The following is a 15,744-nucleotide window of genomic DNA, read 5'->3' as shown; positions in this document are numbered from 1 at the left end:
TTCAGTGGGAGGGGGCAATTGTGCATTTAACCGGCGTTTCCTACTTAGGGGATGCCACATCTAAACCGGCATAGGAGGCCGAAGGCATGTTTGAAAATCTATCCGAACGCCTCTCTGGCGTCTTTGACCGGCTGACAAAACAAGGTGCGCTGTCCGAGGAAGACGTCAAAACCGCCCTGCGCGAGGTTCGCGTTGCCCTGCTTGAGGCCGACGTCTCGCTGCCGGTGGCGCGCGCTTTCGTCAAGAAGGTTCAGGAGCAGGCGACCGGCCAGGCGGTGACCAAGTCGATCACGCCCGGCCAGCAGGTCGTCAAGATCGTGCACGACGCGCTGGTCGAAACCCTGCGTGGCGAAGAAGACCCCGGCAAGCTGAAGATCGACAACCCGCCTGCCCCGATCCTAATGGTCGGTCTGCAGGGCTCGGGTAAAACCACGACCACCGGTAAGCTCGCCAAACGACTGAAAGAGAAAGAGGGCAAGAAGGTCCTGATGGCCTCGCTCGACGTCTATCGCCCGGCGGCGATGGATCAGCTTGCTGTTTTGGGCACGCAGGTTGGTGTTGACACGCTGCCGATCGTTCCGGGCCAGACGCCGGTCGATATCGCCAAACGCGCCAAACAGCAGGCGACGCTGGGTGGTTACGACGTCTACATGCTCGACACTGCGGGCCGTCTGCACATTGACGAAGTGCTGATGGACGAGGTCGAGCAGGTCCGCAATGTGGTTGACCCACGCGAAACCCTGCTGGTCGTCGACGGCCTGACCGGCCAGGTCGCAGTTGAAGTCGCCGAGGAGTTCGACGCCAAGGTCGGCATTTCCGGCGTGGTCCTGACCCGGATGGACGGTGACGGGCGCGGCGGTGCGGCGCTGTCGATGCGCGCTGTCACCGGCAAGCCGATCCGTTTTGTTGGTCTGGGCGAGAAGATGGACGCGCTCGAAACCTTCGAGCCGGACCGGATCGCTGGTCGTATTCTGGGCATGGGCGACATCGTTGCTCTGGTCGAAAAGGCCCAGGAAACGATGGAGATGGAACAGACCGAGCGCATGATGAAGCGCATGGTCAAAGGTCAGTTCAACATGAACGACCTGAAAATGCAGCTGGAGCAGATGATCCAGATGGGCGGTATGCAGGGCATGATGGGCATGATGCCTGGCATGGGCAAGATGGCCAAGCAGATGGATCAGGCCGGTCTCGATGACAAGATCCTGCGCCAGCAGATTGCAATGATCCAGTCGATGACCAAACGCGAACGCGCCAACCCGCAGCTGCTGCAGGCCAGCCGTAAGAAACGGATCGCCGCCGGTTCGGGGATGGAGGTTAGCGACCTCAACAAACTGCTCAAGATGCACCGGCAGATGTCGGACATGATGAAGAAAATGGGCAAGATGGGCAAAGGCAAGATGCTGAAACAGGCCATGAAGGGCATGTTCGGCAAAGGTGGTCCCTCGCCCGAAGAAATGGCAGCAGGCATGGACCCCAAGGCGCTGGAACAGGCGGCCAAGGCCATGGGTGGCAAGATGCCCGGTGGTCTGCCCGGACTGGGCGGCGGCATGGGCTTGCCTCAGGGCCTCAGCGGGTTTGGCAAGAAGAAGTAAATGACTGCCCTCGCGCCTAATATCCCCCAACTTGAGACCGAGCGCCTGATTCTGCGCGCGCCGTTCGAGGCTGATCTGGACGCAGACACCGCGTTCTTCTCCAGCGAAGCTGCGAAGTATGTCGGCGGTCAGATGCGCCGGGACGAGGTATGGCGTGTGATCGCTGCTCTGCTGGGCCATTGGTCGCTGCGCGGCTACGGATACTGGAGCGTCGATGAAAAAGACACCGGCGAATATCTTGGTCGTGTCGGTCTATGGTGCCCCGAAGGCTGGCCTGAACCCGAGGTTGGCTGGACGCTGCTGAACCACGCCACTGGCAAGGGATACGCGACTGAGGCCGGGTTTGCAGCGCGCAGCTATGCCTATGATGTTCTGGGTTGGGATACTGCGATCTCGCTGATCGATCCTGATAATCACGCCAGCATCGCCGTTGCCAAACGTCTGGGCGCACAGTTCGAATACAATTACGAGCATCCCAAATATGGGACGTCGGAAATCTGGCGGCACCCAGCCCCGGCGGATCTGGTGAATGGTGGAATGGAGGCCTACGCATGACCTCTTTCAACATCCCCACTGTCGAAACCGAACGTCTTATCCTGCGCGCACCGCATCAGGACGACCTTCCCGCGATGACTGCGTTCTTCAATACAGAACGCAGCTATATGGTCGGAGGTCCGAAGGATGAACTGGGCAGCTGGGATTCGCTGGTTAAACGGTTGGGCCATTGGGCGCTCAATGGCTTTGGCCTGTGGCATCTGACACAGAAATCCAGCGGCGCGTTCGTTGGTTGGGCGGGTATGATCTTTGCTCCGGGCTGGGATGAGCCGGAATTGGGCTGGACCCTGATGGAGCAGGCAGAAGGCAAAGGTCTGGGCTTTGAGGCCGCGCAGGCCGCGCGCCACTACGCTGCCCAGCATCAAGGCCTGAACGGCGTTATGTCCTATATCGCCCACGCAAATGACCGCTCGCGCGCTTTGGCCGAGCGTCTTGGCGCCACCTATGAGCGCGAAGCCGAGCTGCTGGGCAAGAAAGCCCAGATGTGGCGTCACCCGCGTATCACCGTTTCTAAAACTGCTTTGACCTCCGAAAGGACCGGCCAATGACGAACCCCGTGACACAGGCTGCGACGCTGCTGAAAGAGCATCGCGAAAGCATCGACCGGCTGGACGCGATCCTTGTCTATACGTTGGGCGAGCGGTTCAAGCACACGCAGGCCGTTGGCAAGCTCAAGGCCGAACACGACCTTCCCCCGTCCGATCCCACGCGCGAAGCCGCGCAGATCGCACGGCTAGAAGACCTGGCGAAAGAGGCCGATCTGGACCCAGATTTCGCCAAGGCTTTTCTGAATTTCATCATTCAGGAAGTCATCCGACACCACCGGAAACATCAAGAGTGAACGTCCGGTTCAACAAATACCAGAATTGACCGGGCAATTCCCGGTACACGCCATCTAAAGGAGATACCACCATGGCAATGAAAATTCGTCTCGCCCGCGGCGGCTCGAAAAAACGTCCCTTCTATCGCATCGTTGCGGCTGACAGCCGTATGCCTCGCGATGGTCGTTTCATCGAGAAACTGGGCACCTACAACCCGCTGCTGCCGAAAGACAGCGAAGAGCGCGTGAAAATGAACATGGAGCGCATCCAGTACTGGCTGGATCAGGGCGCTCAGCCTACCGACCGTATCGCACGCATGTTGGAAGCTGCCGGCACTCGTGACAAAGCCGAGCGCAACAACCCCAACAAGGGTACTCCGGGCAAGAAAGCCCAAGAGCGCGCAGAAGAGAAAGCTGCAAAGGCTGCTGAAGCGGCCGAAGCTGCTGCTGCACCGGCTGAAGAAGCTGCAGCAGAAGAATAAGCAGGCCGACGCGTGCAGGATCAGGCTTTCACCGACGATTTTCGCACGCAGTTCGATCTGTTGATGCGGCTCCGGCGCGATGTGCGTCGGTTCCGCACCGACCCTGTGGACGAGGCAGTGCTGACGCGCTGCCTCGACGCATTTCTGCTGGCCCCTTCCGTGGGGCTCAGCGAACCTTGGCGCGTGATCCGCGTCGAAAGTGAGGCCGCGCGCGACGCGGCGCTCAAGAATTTCCAAACCGCCAATGCGGACGCTCTGGCCGGGTATTCCGGTGAGAAAGCACAGCTGTATAGCGGCCTCAAACTTTCGGGCATGCAGGAAGCGCCAGTGCAATTGGCGGTGTTCTGCGATGACACCACCAGCAAAGGCCAGGGTCTGGGCGCGGGCACCATGCCCGAGATGCGGCGCTATTCGGTTGTCTCAGCCATCACCCTGTTCTGGCTGGCCCTGCGCGCGCAGGGGCTGGGGCTGGGCTGGGTCTCGATCCTCGACCCCGACCAAATGAACACCGATCTGAACGTGCCGGACAACTGGCGGCTGATCGGCTATTTCTGCGTCGGCTGGCCGGAAGAAGAATCCGACACGCCCGAGCTGGAACGGGCGGGTTGGGAAGACCGCGACGAGACTCTGCCGATCGAGGTGCGATAGCCGATGTTCGGATTGTTACGACTTCCCATCCTGTTGCTGATCGCTTTTATTGTCGGCGTGTTCTTTGAACGCAATAACCAGCGCGAAGCCTGCGAAGTGATCGGGCAATGGCGAAACGGACTATGTATAACGGAAGGCTCAAATGAGTGATCTGATCTGCGTCGGCAGCATTGCGGGCTCATACGGTGTGCGCGGCGAGGTGCGGCTGAAAAGCTTTTGCGCCGTGCCGGAAGACATCGAAGCCTATTCGCCACTGACCGACGAAGACGGCAAAGAGCGCTTTCCCGTGGTGCTGACCCGCGCAATCAAAAACGGATTTGCCGCGCGTCTGGGCGGGGTTGAAACCAAGGAAGAGGCGGACGCCCTGAACGGCCTACGCCTGTATGCTCGGCGGGATCAACTACCTTCGCTGCCGGATGACGAGTTCTATCACACCGACCTGATCGGGCTGGAGGTGTATGACACCGGCGGCACCCTGCTGGGCCGGGTCAAATCGGTCCAGAACCACGGCGCCGCGGATTTGTTGGAATTGCACGGGCCGGGTCTGAAATCGACTGTCCTGCTGCCCTTCACTTTGGACGCTGTTCCGACAGTTGATCTGGAGGCCGGTCGCATCGTCGCCGATCCGCCAGAAGGCCTGATCTGATGCGGCGCGTTCTGCTGCATCTGGGGTTGCACAAGACCGGCACCACTGTTGCGCAGTCGTTTCTCTACAAGAACCGTCAGCTGATCTGGCCGCATTTTTCACTGATCCTGCCCTATAAGACCCGCAAAACCGGACTTGCAGACATCGCCACGCGGCATTCGGTCTATCGCATGAACAGCACCCTGGCCGAGTTCGAAACAGGTGTGCATGCGCTGCTGGAACCGATCGACTTTGGCACCAGTCGCGGCTTGATCCTCAGCGAGGAAAACTTCGCCGGTCTGCGCCCCAGTCGCAACAGCGCCGAAGGCTACGGGGCGACCCCGGAATTGGCGACGACGCTGGTTGAACAGGTCAAGGATCGGCTGGGTCCCGAGCCGGTCGACCTTACGATCTATCTGTCCCTGCGACAGCGTGAGGATTGGACGCGCAGCCTCTGGGCACATGATTTGAGGCGGACGCGGCTGGTGCAAGACTATGACGGGTTCCGGGAGGCGCTGAACCACCTGCCCTCTCCGAAAGAGACGGCCGACATGCTTCAGGACCGACTACCGCTAGTCAAGGTCCAGACCGAGTGGATGGAGGACCTGCGCAAGCGGCGCTTTGGTCCGGGCGCTCCGTTTGCGGCATTTCTGAATCTACCACGCGACAAGATGTTCAAACTGGTCGCGCCGGAGCCGCACAAGGCCCGTCCGACTGATGATGTTCTGCTAGAATTGCTGGAGTTGAACCGTTCCGCGCTGGACGATGCGGCTTTGATGGCGCAAAAGAAGGCCCTCATCAAACGCGCCAAGGACGATCTGGTTGCCCAATCATGACAGATACACCAAGCAAATCCTACGGTCGCAAGGCCATCCGACCCACTCTGCAACCGCGCGAGTTGATGACTCCAACGCCGGATCTGCACGGCGTATGGAAAGCCAAGATCATCACCTTGTTTCCCAGCGCTTTCCCCGGCGTTCTGGGCGAAAGCCTGACAGGTAAGGCTCTGCAGGAAGGGCTTTGGCAGCTGGAAACTGTTGATTTGCGGCAATTCGGGATCGGTAAACACCGCAATGTGGATGACACACCCGCAGGCGGGGGCGCTGGTATGGTGCTACGCGCCGACGTGTTGGGGCCTGCCATCGAACAGACCATGGCCGGTATCCGAGGCAACTGGCCACTAATCTATCTCAGCCCGCGCGGCAAGCGTATGGACCAGCGGATGATGCAGAATCTGGCGCGCTGCGACGGGATGACCTTGCTCTGCGGTCGGTTCGAGGGCGTAGACGAGCGTGTGTTGGAGCATTACGGCGTGCAAGAGGTCAGCCTCGGCGATTTCGTCATGACCGGCGGTGAGATCGCGGCGCAAGCTCTGATCGACGCCACCGTGCGGCTGATCCCCGGCGTGCTGGGCAATCAGGCCTCGACCGAAGAAGAGAGCTTTTCCTCGGGCCTGCTGGAACACCCGCAATACACGCGCCCCGCAGAATGGAACGGCCGCCCGATCCCCGAGGTCCTGATGTCCGGTCACCACGGCCGCATCGCCGAATGGCGCCAAAAGATGGCCGAGGACCTAACGCGGGAACGGCGGCCTGATGTGTGGGACGAATACGTTCGCGCCAGGCAGAAATCTATCAAATGATACAGGCTACTGTGGCCCGCAAACCGCAGGTCCACAGTTAAAGCTGATGCTAATTGCAGTTGAAGAAATCGCGGGATACTCATCCCAGAGCAATGCGATGGACACAAAAGATTCGCACATTTGAATGAACGGCAATTCATGAAAAAGCTATTACTTTTGGGCTGCGCACTTGTCTCGGCATGCGCGACCAGTGCTTTGGAAGACTCCGTGCCAACTCAGGCCGGACACAATATGGCATCCGCTCGAAACGCGGTATTGTCTTGCTCGAACGAAGCAGAAATCGGCGGGAATGCCGCAGTGATCGGAGCCTATCCAGCCTTCATCTTGATGTCGTCGCCCTTGGTCGGATCTGTGCTTGCATATGGCAGCCGACACGAACTCAGGGCGCAAGGCGAGATGGATCAGGTAGACCGCTGCCTGAGCGAGCGCGGCTTTGACCGCCGCGTTCTGACCCAAGGAGAAGCGTTCTGGCTGCGCAATGCCTACGGTGAGGAACGCGTGCGCAGGCTAGATCACCTTGTCGCGGGCGGCACCGTGGAAAGCTACGCGGCACCTCAATCCTAAGGCGTCTATCCTTTCCACTGCGCCCAAATCTCGGGCGGGCCGCTGAAGACGTTTATGTCGACCTTACCCTGAACCCCCGGCACCAGCCCGGTGCCAGTGTATTGCCAGAACCTCCACACCGCGCCGGGATAGACCTGACGGGGATGTCCCGCGACCGAGCGCAACCAGAACTCGGTCTTTGACAACCGTCCGATGTCGGTATCCTGGTAGAAATCCACAGTCGTGTAGACGATGGGTCGGCGGCCATAGTGACGTTCGAGGATATCGAGGAACTTTTGCGCCTCGGCCCGAACGATTTTGCCATCAGGGCGAAGGGTGCAGGTTTTCGAATGCGGCGTCCACTCCATATCCAGCACATGTGGCAGGTCCGCGCCTTTCGGGACATTCCGAATGAACCACTGCGCCTGCTCACGCGCCGGTCGGCAGAAATAGTAGTAGTGATACGCCCCCCACGGAACGCCCGCCGCCTGCGCGCCGCGGCGATGTTCGTTGAACATCGGGTCGAGGAAATCACCCCCCTCGGTCGCTTTCATGAACACAAAGCTGACGCCCGAGGCCTTTGCCTGACGCCAGTCGATCGGCCCCTGCCAACGCGAAACATCCAACCCGTGAACCGGATACAGGCCGGGATGCCGCCCATCCCAGTCATGGGGATCGGCATCGCCAAAGTCGGGGTAGATCACGGCGGGCGCGGTCCGGTCCACGCCCGGCGTGGCCTCTACGACCTGCGGCGGAGGTCCTCTGCGTCCGCAGGACATCAAAACAGCGGCCGCCAGGGCCAGCATGATTGCAAATCGGGTCATTGTTTCAGCCTGAAATAACTGCTCTTGTAATTGACCTCAGAATGCCTGATCCAACGCACAAAGCAACGTCGCATTCGGGAATTGGCAAAATCCCACCGCCGGTGCCTGCGATTTGGGCTTGATCCCTGTCCGCAAACACCCTAAAGCAGCGCAATCCGGTGCCGCGTGATGCGACTCCGGTGTTTTGGTTTGTTTTATGGCACAACGCTTGGCTTTCTTCGGCCAACGCGTGTCAGGTCAGACCGGACCAAAGGAACATTCGATCTGACCTCTGGCGGGCTGTTCGCAGGACCCGGTGAAGACCAAGAGCTCTCAGGCCGTGCCCAAACTTCGTGGACCAACCACGAGCAGATAGGAGTGAATGCGATGGACCTGATCGCACAGCTTGAGGCGGAACAGATTGCCGCCCTGGGGAAAGACATCCCCGATTTCAAAGCCGGTGACACCGTTCGTGTCGGCTTTAAAGTGACCGAAGGGTCGCGTACCCGTGTGCAGAACTACGAAGGTGTCTGCATCGCGCGTAAAGGTGGCAACGGCATCGCCGGTTCGTTCACCGTCCGCAAAATCTCGTTCGGCGAAGGCGTGGAGCGTGTATTCCCGCTGCATTCGACCAACATCGACAGCATCACCGTTGTTCGCCGTGGCCGCGTCCGTCGCGCCAAACTGTACTACCTGCGTACCCGTCGTGGTAAATCCGCACGTATCGCAGAGGTCACCAACTACAAGCCCAAAGCTGGCGCCGAAGCGTAAGGAACGGAAAGATGAAAAAAGACATCCATCCCGATTATCACGTCATCGATGTCAAAATGACCGATGGCACCGTTGTTCAGATGAAATCCACCTGGGGCAGCGAAGGCGATCAGCTGGCTCTGGAAATCGACCCCTCCGTGCACCCCGCATGGACCGGTGGCTCGTCGCGCCTGATGGACGCCGGCGGCCGCGTGTCGAAGTTCAAAAAGAAATACGAAGGTCTGGGCTTCTAAGTCTTGCCACGTTCGATTTCGAAAGGCCGTCCCTTGAGGGGCGGCCTTTTTTTGTTTCCGACTAAATGCATAATGCACGCCGCGCCCCGCTGACCTTTTTCCAAAATGAAATCAGATCGGGAACTTTCTTATTTCGTCAGTTCCACTGCACTGTGCAGTGGTGGCACGGGTCCGCGCAGCAGCAGCAGCGCCAAAACCATCCCGATCAGAGCGGCAATCGCGGCGACCACCATTGCGCTGTCAAAGGCGTTGTCCTGCAAATCCCGCAGAGCCTCAGCCAAAGCTGTTCCTGCCGTCGGCTCCAAGCTGGTGAGTAACTGCTGGACCTCGCCAGGTTTGCCGTGGGTTAGCGCATGTGCCAGATCAGCCCGCTGCGTTGATCCGGAGGGTAGTGCGTCAATCACTTCGGACAGGCCCCGGCGTATGGTGATGGACTCTGCCAACCCACCGACCACTGCCCCCATGGTTGCTCCGAAATAGAGACAGGCGTTGATCACGCCTGAGCCCTGCCCTACATGCTCTTCGGGCAGCAGCCGCAGGCCGAGGCGTGGCAGAAGCGAGAAACAGATACCCAACCCGATCCCGACTATCAGCAGCTTCCACCAGATCTCGGAATATTGCGTGGTATTCGAAACTGTCGTCAGCAACAGGAACCCACATCCCATTGCCCCCAGTCCGATCGCAACCGGCCACTGGAAACTGTAGGGTGCCAGAAACCTGGGCGCGGTGACAGATATGACGAACATGCTGAGGCTTAGCGGCATGATCGCCAATCCCGCGCCAATGGAGGTATAGCCAAAGGCATCCGGCGATTGCACAAACGTGTTGAAATAGACAAAGAAACAGAAAAGCGTGAAACCGGTAAAGAACATTCCCGCGGCGGCCATGAAATAACGCGGATGGCGGAAATACCGCAGCTCGATCAACGGGTCATCACTGCGACGCGAGACAATGACCAGCAGGACGGTCGCCAGGGCCGCCACAGCCAGCGGTATTAGCGTCAGTGGCGTGCTCCACCCGCCGCTTTCCCCATTGCTAAGCGCAAAGGACAGCGGCCCGAGAAACAACAGAATGGCAACTGCTCCGGGATAGTCGAAACGTGCCCCGGCAAGGCGTGTGTCAGGCACGTACTTCCGTTTGCTGACATGCAACCCAATTGTGAAGGCCACGACCAGTAGAACTAGATCTGCGGCAAACACCGCGCGCCAGCTAATGTAATGCCCAAAGGCACCGCCTACGATGGGACCAACGCCTATAGCCAGCCCGACGATAGCGCCCCAGAATCCGGTGACACCTGCCCTCTGCTCCTCAGGGGTCGCTGCTGTCAGCAGGGAAAGAGAGGTTCCGAACAACGCCGCCGCCCCCGCGCCTTGCGCACCGCGCCCGATTAACAGCATGGTTGCGTCTTGCGCAAACAGGACCGAGCCAGATCCGAAGGCAAAGACGACCATACCAAAGAAGAAAACCCCCATCTTGCCGGTGATATCGCCCAGACGACTGACGATGGTAACAAGTGAGGCGCTTGCGACGGTATAGATCGCCATTACCCATTGCAGGCCGGACGGTGTCAGGTCGAATTCGGCCTTCAGGTTAGGTAGGATCGTCGCAACGGCGGTGGTGTTAAACCCTACAACCATCATGCAGATTGCCGTCATCGCCAGCACCACGCGGGCGCGGGCTTGTGGGGTTACGTCTGTCGGCGTCTTTCCGTTCATCGTGTCACCCTGAGCTTGTGGCTCTTTACCGCCATTTATCAGTAGATTAGCGATTTTTGCAGCCACGCATAGGGTTTACGTCAAATCCAATAGGTCAAGGCCAGCGGTAGAACGAGTATGGTCGTCAAGGTAGACACTAGGATGAACCCGGCGACATCCGGGCCGTATTCCGGCACGTGCTGGTCAATGAACAGGTATGTTGCCACCGAGGATGGCATCAGGCAGCACAGGATCAGGGCGCCGCGCTCGGCACCCGTGAAGCCGAAGAGCCAGACCAGACCCATGGCAATACCCACAGCCATGACCAGATGCAGTCCGGTCAGCAAGACTGCACGCCCCAGACTGGCAATCCTTAGCGTCGCCAGCGTGTGGCCCAGTGTCAGCAACATCAGCGGGATCGACAACCCGCCCAGGATATCGAAGGACTTGGCGATCGGTTGCGGCAGGCTGGTCCCTGTGGCCATCAGGATCAACGACAGGGCCACGGCATAGATGATCGGTGATGTGACCAGCTTTCTGACCGAGAACACACCGGCCGGGATCCACATTCCAACGGTAAAGATGCTGATCAGGACAACGACGACAAAGGCCATTGTGTAGGCCATCCCCGCGTCGCCCAGCGCCAGCAGAGTGATCGGCAGGCCGATATTGCCCACATTCCCATGCATCAGGGGCGTCAGGAACGCCCTTACAGGCAGGCGCAGAAGCCGCAAAGCCACAAAGCCCAGAACGCCAAAGCTGGCCACAGCCAGCGCAGCAGCGCTCATCATATCCAGAAACGTGCCCACATTCAGCTTGGTGCCCGCAAGATGCGACAGGATCAGGGTCGGATAGCCGACCCGCGAGACGATCCCTCCGACCACTTTATTGTCAAACGGAGACTTGGTAATCGCCAGCCCATACCCGATGCCCACGCAAATCAGGACCGGTAAAACCACGTTCAGAACGCTCAGGAACAGTTGCTCCAACCGGTATCCTCCTGTCCGATCCTCGATTAAAGAGTGAATCACGGGCCCGGTTTTGGCAAGCATGGCGTTCTAAACTGCCAAAGCGATTGGGTTTTCCAAATTAGAGCCTGATATTGGTCGAAACAACGCCCCGAGGTTCTTTTCTTCCCCGCTGACACAACATATAGTGGCTAATAACAACGTGTGGACAAACACGGCAGGGCTTGGGAACGACGGCATGGCACATATCATCGTAGTGGGGAACGAAAAGGGCGGCGCAGGCAAATCGACCGTTTCCATGCATGTGGCCACCGCTCTGGCGCGTCTGGGCCGCAAGGTCAGCACGCTGGATTTAGACCTGCGCCAGCGCAGCTTGGGACGCTATTTCGAGAACCGGGCGAATTTCTTGAAAAACGCTGAGGCGACCCTGCCCAGCCCACGCCACCACGACCTGCCTGAGATCGATGCCAGCACCCTGAAACCAGGCGAGAACATCTATGACCATCGTCTGTCGGCGGCTGTTTCGCAGCTTGAGAACGACAGCGATTTTATCCTGATCGACTGCCCTGGCTCACACACCCGCCTCAGCCAAGTGGCGCATTCGCTAGCCGATACGCTGATCACACCACTGAACGACAGTTTCATCGATTTCGACCTGTTGGCCCGGATTGACTCCAAAGGTGAGAAGATCCTCGGCCCTTCGGTCTATTCCGAAATGGTTTGGAACGCGCGGCAATTACGGGCGCAGGCTGGTTTGAAACCGATCGACTGGGTCGTCGTGCGCAACCGGGTGGGTACTCAGCGCATGGTCAACAAGGAAAAAATGCAACGCGCGATCGAGATCCTGTCGCAACGCATCGGGTTCCGCGTCGCTTCGGGCTTTTCCGAGCGGGTCATCTTCCGCGAGCTCTTTCCCCGTGGCCTGACTTTGCTGGACCTCAAAGATATCGGCGTCAAACAGCTGAACATCTCGAACATCGCCGCGCGTCAGGAGCTGCGCGACATGATGCGGGAGTTGAACTTGCCCGGCGTCGAGATCGACTTCTAAGCGCTATTTGAACCGCTTACTCGCCAGACCTGGCAACCCCAATCGGGCACTACAGCCTAAGACGCGCGGCGGTAGCGCTCGAATGTTATCCAGACAGTGTCACGAGATATCTCGGCAAAGCGGCACTTTTTGAGGATCGATTGAGACGCAATATTGCTCTCGTGCACAACCGCAAAAAGCCGACTAATCTCAGGGTTCAGACGCAAGCACTGTGTGCAGAATTGCGCTACGATGGAGCTGGCATACCCTTTGCCCCAATGCTGCTCGCCGATCCAATAGCTAATTTCGGCGCTGTCTTGTCCCACTCTCAGCATTCGGGCTTGTCCGATGACAGTGTCGTCTATCGAAGCGGCCAAGACTTCGTGATGGTCTTCACCCGTCAACTCGATCAACTGTCGCGCGTCATCCTCGCTGATTGGGCCCGGGTATCGGTCGGGTAAATATTGCCACAAGCGTTCTGACGAGAGCATGGCAGCATAGTCAGCTGCATCCTGCGCCTGCCAGGGACGCAACCGAATTTGCCGAGATTGAGGCCGGCTGGATGTTTCAGATATGTCATCCTCACAGAGCAGAGGCACCCATCCGATTTGCACAGGATCATATGCCAACTCGATGCCACGCATCTTGCACCAGTCAATTTCGTCCCGTGAAAGGACACCCTGTGATCGCGAAGTTGGCAAGTGGACTGAGGCTAGAAATGCGCGGACATCGTCCGTTTTGGCAAAGTTGTTTTGAATATTCATGAAATCCTCCGAGCAAACGCACCAAAAACAAGCGCTCTAAAATAGGCCACATGGTAATAATGGTTGTTTCGGCCCAATATAATAGCCTATTGTGTTAGAAACTTTGATTGGAAAAACCTATCAATGGAATTGCAGCTGACACTAAAACAACTGACTTACTTCCGAGCGCTGGCCGAAACTGGTCACTACAGAAAAGCCGCTGAGCGGATAGGTATCAGCCAGCCATCTCTCAGCCTGCAGATTGCCAATCTCGAAGCAGCGCTTGAACTGAAACTGGTCGAGCGCGGCAGAGCCGGAGCAGTGCTGACACCTGAAGGGCGCGAAGTACTGGAAAAAACCCGGAGCATCTTATCGGAGGTCGCTTTGCTGCAAGAGACGTCAGGTCGGATGAAGTCCGAACTTGCGGGCACGTTCCGACTAGGATCATCACCAACCCTCGGTCCGTACCTTTTGCCACGTGTTTTTCACCACCTGCATGAAAACCACCCGAACCTAAAACTGACAGTGCGAGACGGAGCGCCATCCGAACTGATGCAGGAGCTTCTGAGCGGGATACATGATTTCATTCTGACGCAATTGCCCGTGAACTCGACAGATGTCACGATCCTGCGCCTGCTTCGGGAACCTCTGAAGCTTGCGGTGGCCCGAAATCACCGCCTTGCCCACAAGGAAATGGCCAATGACCAAGACCTGAAGGGTGAGAGCATTCTGGCGCTCTCTCGTCGTTTCACGCTTCACAACCAAGTTGCAGACCTCGCCAATAGCTTGGGGGCCAACCTCCTTTACGACTACGAGGGTACAAGTCTTGACGCAATTCGGCAGATGACAGCAATGAATATCGGCGTGTCCTTCCTTCCGTCACTCTACGCCGCATCTGAAATTCCAGAGGTCGGCGGAGATGTAGTTCTGGTGCCCTATCGCCCGGGACGGTTGAACAGGTCCATCGGTCTGGTTTGGCGAAAGTCCAGCGGTCACCACAAGACGTTCGCCTTCCTTTCGGAGATTATTCTAAGTGTCGCCAGAAATGAGTTTTCGGGACTGGTCAGCATCGAGGGCTAGAAGGAGTGCGTTTGGACCGATATGCCTGCGAGCAGGTGGTTCTTCTTCAGGATAGAAACCCGAATTTGGCCAATCCGCGCTGGCATCTCTTTTCGGAGATCGACGCAACAGGTCCGAGCAAGAGGAAAACCTGCGACCGCCGTCTGTACGCTGCAGCAGCTCAGCCGTCACCCATAGCCGCGATCAGAGCCTTGGCCAAAGGCAGTGGCGAATATCCCAACCGTGACGGCGTCAGCCCCAAACGCACCACGACCAAATCCTGCGAAGGAAAAATGCCTACGGATTGGCCGTCATGGCCCTGCAGCCAGACGGTGTCCTCGAATTGCGGCTCACCACGTGGGCCGTCCAGCCACATGTGCCCTTTGGCATAAGCCCCGTCTGAGGTCGCGACGGGTTCAAACATCCAATCGGTGTAGCCTTCGGGCAAGATCTGCTGCCCTTTCCAAACACCGCCTTGCAGCAGAAACTGCCCAAAGCGCGCCCAGTCGCGCGCGGTGGCGTACATGTAGCTTGAACCCACGAATGTATCTGCCCCATCGGTCTCCATCACAGCTGAGTGCATGCCCAGAGGGTCGAATAATGCGGTGCGGGGGTAGCCGAGGTCGCCCTCTTCAAGCTGGCCCTGCCACACCCGCGACAGAACTGTGGACGTGCCCGAGGAATAGCTGAACTCGGTCGCGGTGGGATAGGCGGCGGGGCGTCCGGCGGCGAAATCGACCATGTCATCCTTGAGATACAGCATCCGCGTTACGTCCGAGACGTCGCCATATTCCTCATCCCACTGCAAGCCGCTGGACATGGCAAGCATATCCTCGACTGTGATGTCGCGGCGCGAGTCCCCGGCCCAATCTGGGAAGACGTCCGTAAGATCATCGCCCAGCGCCATGTCGCCCGACTGGATCAGCGTACCAATTAGCCCCGCAGTGATCGTTTTGGTCATCGACCACCCCAGCAAAGGGGTTTCGGCATCAAAGCCATCAGCATAAGCCTCGGCAATGATGCGCCCGTCTTTGGCCACCACGACAGCGCGGTAGCCCTCGCCCAGTAAGGAAGGGTCCGACAAAACATCAGTCAGCGTGGGGTTCTCGGACAGAACCACCTCATTTCCTTGCGGCCAAAGACCGTTGGGTACGGGCGCGGGTTCGGGTAGCGTGTGATCTGACAGATTTGCCGCATGAACGTTGGTGCACCCCAAACCGGGACGATACTGGGATGTGGCCGGAGCGAAGACGCCAAACATCCGCGCCTCAACCGATTGGCCCTGTTCGTCGACGCTGACCGAAACCTGCTTCAGCAAGGGATGTCCCGGCGCCTGAACATCGCTTTGCAACACAGTCTCTGCATCGCGCCCGGCCAGGAACACGTTCGAACAGACGATCTTGGCGGAATAGTTGGTGCCCACTTTCAACAGATCCGGTGGCGCGATCCACAGGTAACCACCTGCTGCGACAAAAGCCAATGCCAACGTCCCAACCGCGTATTTTAGAACCTTCCCGAACATGCGCCCCCTTCGGA

Annotated in this window: 19 protein-coding genes; 14 read left to right on the top strand and 5 right to left on the bottom strand. The window is 58.4% G+C overall.

Annotation, left to right across the window (positions count from 1 at the left end; translation table 11 throughout):
• Positions 1 to 86: 86 nt before the first annotated feature.
• From ffh to ACRZ95_RS19515, 10 genes are all read left to right on the top strand, one after another.
• Positions 87 to 1,595 carry a signal recognition particle protein gene (gene ffh / locus ACRZ95_RS19560; protein ID WP_170681323.1) on the top strand — a complete coding sequence of 503 codons (1,509 nt, stop codon included), beginning with the start codon at positions 87 to 89 and terminating at the stop codon, positions 1,593 to 1,595.
• Positions 1,596 to 2,150 (top strand): GNAT family N-acetyltransferase, encoded by a 555-nt coding sequence (locus ACRZ95_RS19555; protein ID WP_170681325.1) that lies wholly within the window; start codon positions 1,596 to 1,598, stop codon positions 2,148 to 2,150.
• Positions 2,147 to 2,698, top strand: a complete 552-nt coding sequence (locus ACRZ95_RS19550; protein ID WP_170681327.1) for a GNAT family N-acetyltransferase — start codon at positions 2,147 to 2,149, stop codon at positions 2,696 to 2,698. The genes ACRZ95_RS19555 and ACRZ95_RS19550 overlap by 4 nt, the downstream gene beginning before the upstream one ends.
• Positions 2,695 to 2,991, top strand: a complete 297-nt coding sequence (locus ACRZ95_RS19545; protein WP_170380494.1) for a chorismate mutase — start codon at positions 2,695 to 2,697, stop codon at positions 2,989 to 2,991. Before ACRZ95_RS19550 ends, ACRZ95_RS19545 begins: the two co-directional genes overlap by 4 nt.
• A 71-nt stretch (positions 2,992 to 3,062) precedes the next feature.
• Positions 3,063 to 3,452 (top strand): 30S ribosomal protein S16, encoded by a 390-nt coding sequence (gene rpsP, locus ACRZ95_RS19540; protein ID WP_170350323.1) that lies wholly within the window; start codon positions 3,063 to 3,065, stop codon positions 3,450 to 3,452.
• A gap of 12 nt (positions 3,453 to 3,464) precedes the next feature.
• Positions 3,465 to 4,100 (top strand): 5,6-dimethylbenzimidazole synthase, encoded by a 636-nt coding sequence (bluB, locus tag ACRZ95_RS19535; RefSeq protein ID WP_170681329.1) that lies wholly within the window; start codon positions 3,465 to 3,467, stop codon positions 4,098 to 4,100.
• Positions 4,101 to 4,242: 142 nt separating this feature from the next.
• Positions 4,243 to 4,746 (top strand): ribosome maturation factor RimM, encoded by a 504-nt coding sequence (gene rimM / locus ACRZ95_RS19530; protein ID WP_170681331.1) that lies wholly within the window; start codon positions 4,243 to 4,245, stop codon positions 4,744 to 4,746.
• Positions 4,746 to 5,561, top strand: coding sequence for a hypothetical protein (locus ACRZ95_RS19525; RefSeq protein ID WP_170681333.1), 816 nt, complete (start codon positions 4,746 to 4,748; stop codon positions 5,559 to 5,561). The genes rimM and ACRZ95_RS19525 overlap by 1 nt, the downstream gene beginning before the upstream one ends.
• Positions 5,558 to 6,367, top strand: a complete 810-nt coding sequence (trmD, locus tag ACRZ95_RS19520) for a tRNA (guanosine(37)-N1)-methyltransferase TrmD (protein ID WP_170681334.1) — start codon at positions 5,558 to 5,560, stop codon at positions 6,365 to 6,367. The genes ACRZ95_RS19525 and trmD overlap by 4 nt, the downstream gene beginning before the upstream one ends.
• A 138-nt stretch (positions 6,368 to 6,505) precedes the next feature.
• Positions 6,506 to 6,931, top strand: coding sequence for a hypothetical protein (locus ACRZ95_RS19515; RefSeq protein ID WP_170681336.1), 426 nt, complete (start codon positions 6,506 to 6,508; stop codon positions 6,929 to 6,931).
• A 5-nt stretch (positions 6,932 to 6,936) separates the two neighbouring features.
• On the opposite strand, the gene ACRZ95_RS19510 is transcribed toward ACRZ95_RS19515, so the two are convergent.
• The gene (locus tag ACRZ95_RS19510) at positions 6,937 to 7,734 is read right to left on the bottom strand and encodes a glycoside hydrolase family 25 protein (RefSeq protein ID WP_170681338.1); all 798 of its coding nucleotides are present in this window, start codon (positions 7,732 to 7,734) and stop codon (positions 6,937 to 6,939) included.
• A 366-nt stretch (positions 7,735 to 8,100) separates the two neighbouring features.
• On the opposite strand from ACRZ95_RS19510, the gene rplS reads away from it, so the two are divergent.
• The gene (gene rplS / locus ACRZ95_RS19505; protein ID WP_170380501.1) at positions 8,101 to 8,484 is read left to right on the top strand and encodes a 50S ribosomal protein L19; all 384 of its coding nucleotides are present in this window, start codon (positions 8,101 to 8,103) and stop codon (positions 8,482 to 8,484) included.
• Between the two features lie 11 nt (positions 8,485 to 8,495).
• Positions 8,496 to 8,717: a 50S ribosomal protein L31 gene (rpmE, locus tag ACRZ95_RS19500; protein WP_170380502.1), complete on the top strand. Its 222-nt coding sequence runs from the start codon at positions 8,496 to 8,498 to the stop codon at positions 8,715 to 8,717.
• Positions 8,718 to 8,845: 128 nt separating this feature from the next.
• Here rpmE and ACRZ95_RS19495 read toward each other — a convergent pair whose 3' ends face one another.
• Entirely contained in the window at positions 8,846 to 10,432 is a 1,587-nt protein-coding gene (locus ACRZ95_RS19495; RefSeq protein ID WP_170556343.1) for an MFS transporter, read from the bottom strand.
• An 80-nt stretch (positions 10,433 to 10,512) separates the two neighbouring features.
• Positions 10,513 to 11,400, bottom strand: coding sequence for an AEC family transporter (locus ACRZ95_RS19490; RefSeq protein WP_170681340.1), 888 nt, complete (start codon positions 11,398 to 11,400; stop codon positions 10,513 to 10,515).
• Positions 11,401 to 11,617: 217 nt separating this feature from the next.
• On the opposite strand from ACRZ95_RS19490, the gene ACRZ95_RS19485 reads away from it, so the two are divergent.
• Positions 11,618 to 12,427: a division plane positioning ATPase MipZ gene (locus ACRZ95_RS19485; RefSeq protein WP_170681342.1), complete on the top strand. Its 810-nt coding sequence runs from the start codon at positions 11,618 to 11,620 to the stop codon at positions 12,425 to 12,427.
• Between the two features lie 56 nt (positions 12,428 to 12,483).
• Here ACRZ95_RS19485 and ACRZ95_RS19480 read toward each other — a convergent pair whose 3' ends face one another.
• The gene (locus ACRZ95_RS19480) at positions 12,484 to 13,170 is read right to left on the bottom strand and encodes a GNAT family N-acetyltransferase (RefSeq protein ID WP_170681344.1); all 687 of its coding nucleotides are present in this window, start codon (positions 13,168 to 13,170) and stop codon (positions 12,484 to 12,486) included.
• Positions 13,171 to 13,293: 123 nt separating this feature from the next.
• On the opposite strand from ACRZ95_RS19480, the gene ACRZ95_RS19475 reads away from it, so the two are divergent.
• Positions 13,294 to 14,229 (top strand): hydrogen peroxide-inducible genes activator, encoded by a 936-nt coding sequence (locus tag ACRZ95_RS19475; protein ID WP_170681346.1) that lies wholly within the window; start codon positions 13,294 to 13,296, stop codon positions 14,227 to 14,229.
• Positions 14,230 to 14,389: 160 nt separating this feature from the next.
• Here ACRZ95_RS19475 and ACRZ95_RS19470 read toward each other — a convergent pair whose 3' ends face one another.
• The gene (locus tag ACRZ95_RS19470; RefSeq protein ID WP_170681348.1) at positions 14,390 to 15,730 is read right to left on the bottom strand and encodes a serine hydrolase domain-containing protein; all 1,341 of its coding nucleotides are present in this window, start codon (positions 15,728 to 15,730) and stop codon (positions 14,390 to 14,392) included.
• Positions 15,731 to 15,744: the final 14 nt, after the last annotated feature.

The sequence above is a fragment of the Ruegeria sp. AI3 genome, from assembly GCF_056541245.1.
The sequence above is the reverse complement of the archived record's forward strand: the minus strand, read 5'-3'. Positions and strand labels throughout refer to the sequence as shown.

Coding starts and splice junctions, on each gene's coding strand:
- ACRZ95_RS19485 (WP_170681342.1), top strand. CDS start 11,618: ATGGCACATATCATCGTAGTGGGGAACGAAAAGGGCGGCGCAGGCAAA.
- ACRZ95_RS19550 (WP_170681327.1), top strand. CDS start 2,147: ATGACCTCTTTCAACATCCCCACTGTCGAAACCGAACGTCTTATCCTG.
- ACRZ95_RS19470 (WP_170681348.1), bottom strand. CDS start 15,730: ATGTTCGGGAAGGTTCTAAAATACGCGGTTGGGACGTTGGCATTGGCT.
- ACRZ95_RS19545 (WP_170380494.1), top strand. CDS start 2,695: ATGACGAACCCCGTGACACAGGCTGCGACGCTGCTGAAAGAGCATCGC.
- ACRZ95_RS19515 (WP_170681336.1), top strand. CDS start 6,506: ATGAAAAAGCTATTACTTTTGGGCTGCGCACTTGTCTCGGCATGCGCG.
- rplS (WP_170380501.1), top strand. CDS start 8,101: ATGGACCTGATCGCACAGCTTGAGGCGGAACAGATTGCCGCCCTGGGG.
- ffh (WP_170681323.1), top strand. CDS start 87: ATGTTTGAAAATCTATCCGAACGCCTCTCTGGCGTCTTTGACCGGCTG.
- ACRZ95_RS19480 (WP_170681344.1), bottom strand. CDS start 13,170: ATGAATATTCAAAACAACTTTGCCAAAACGGACGATGTCCGCGCATTT.
- ACRZ95_RS19555 (WP_170681325.1), top strand. CDS start 1,596: ATGACTGCCCTCGCGCCTAATATCCCCCAACTTGAGACCGAGCGCCTG.
- ACRZ95_RS19510 (WP_170681338.1), bottom strand. CDS start 7,734: ATGACCCGATTTGCAATCATGCTGGCCCTGGCGGCCGCTGTTTTGATG.
- ACRZ95_RS19525 (WP_170681333.1), top strand. CDS start 4,746: ATGCGGCGCGTTCTGCTGCATCTGGGGTTGCACAAGACCGGCACCACT.
- rpsP (WP_170350323.1), top strand. CDS start 3,063: ATGGCAATGAAAATTCGTCTCGCCCGCGGCGGCTCGAAAAAACGTCCC.
- rimM (WP_170681331.1), top strand. CDS start 4,243: ATGAGTGATCTGATCTGCGTCGGCAGCATTGCGGGCTCATACGGTGTG.
- ACRZ95_RS19475 (WP_170681346.1), top strand. CDS start 13,294: ATGGAATTGCAGCTGACACTAAAACAACTGACTTACTTCCGAGCGCTG.
- rpmE (WP_170380502.1), top strand. CDS start 8,496: ATGAAAAAAGACATCCATCCCGATTATCACGTCATCGATGTCAAAATG.
- trmD (WP_170681334.1), top strand. CDS start 5,558: ATGACAGATACACCAAGCAAATCCTACGGTCGCAAGGCCATCCGACCC.
- ACRZ95_RS19495 (WP_170556343.1), bottom strand. CDS start 10,432: ATGAACGGAAAGACGCCGACAGACGTAACCCCACAAGCCCGCGCCCGC.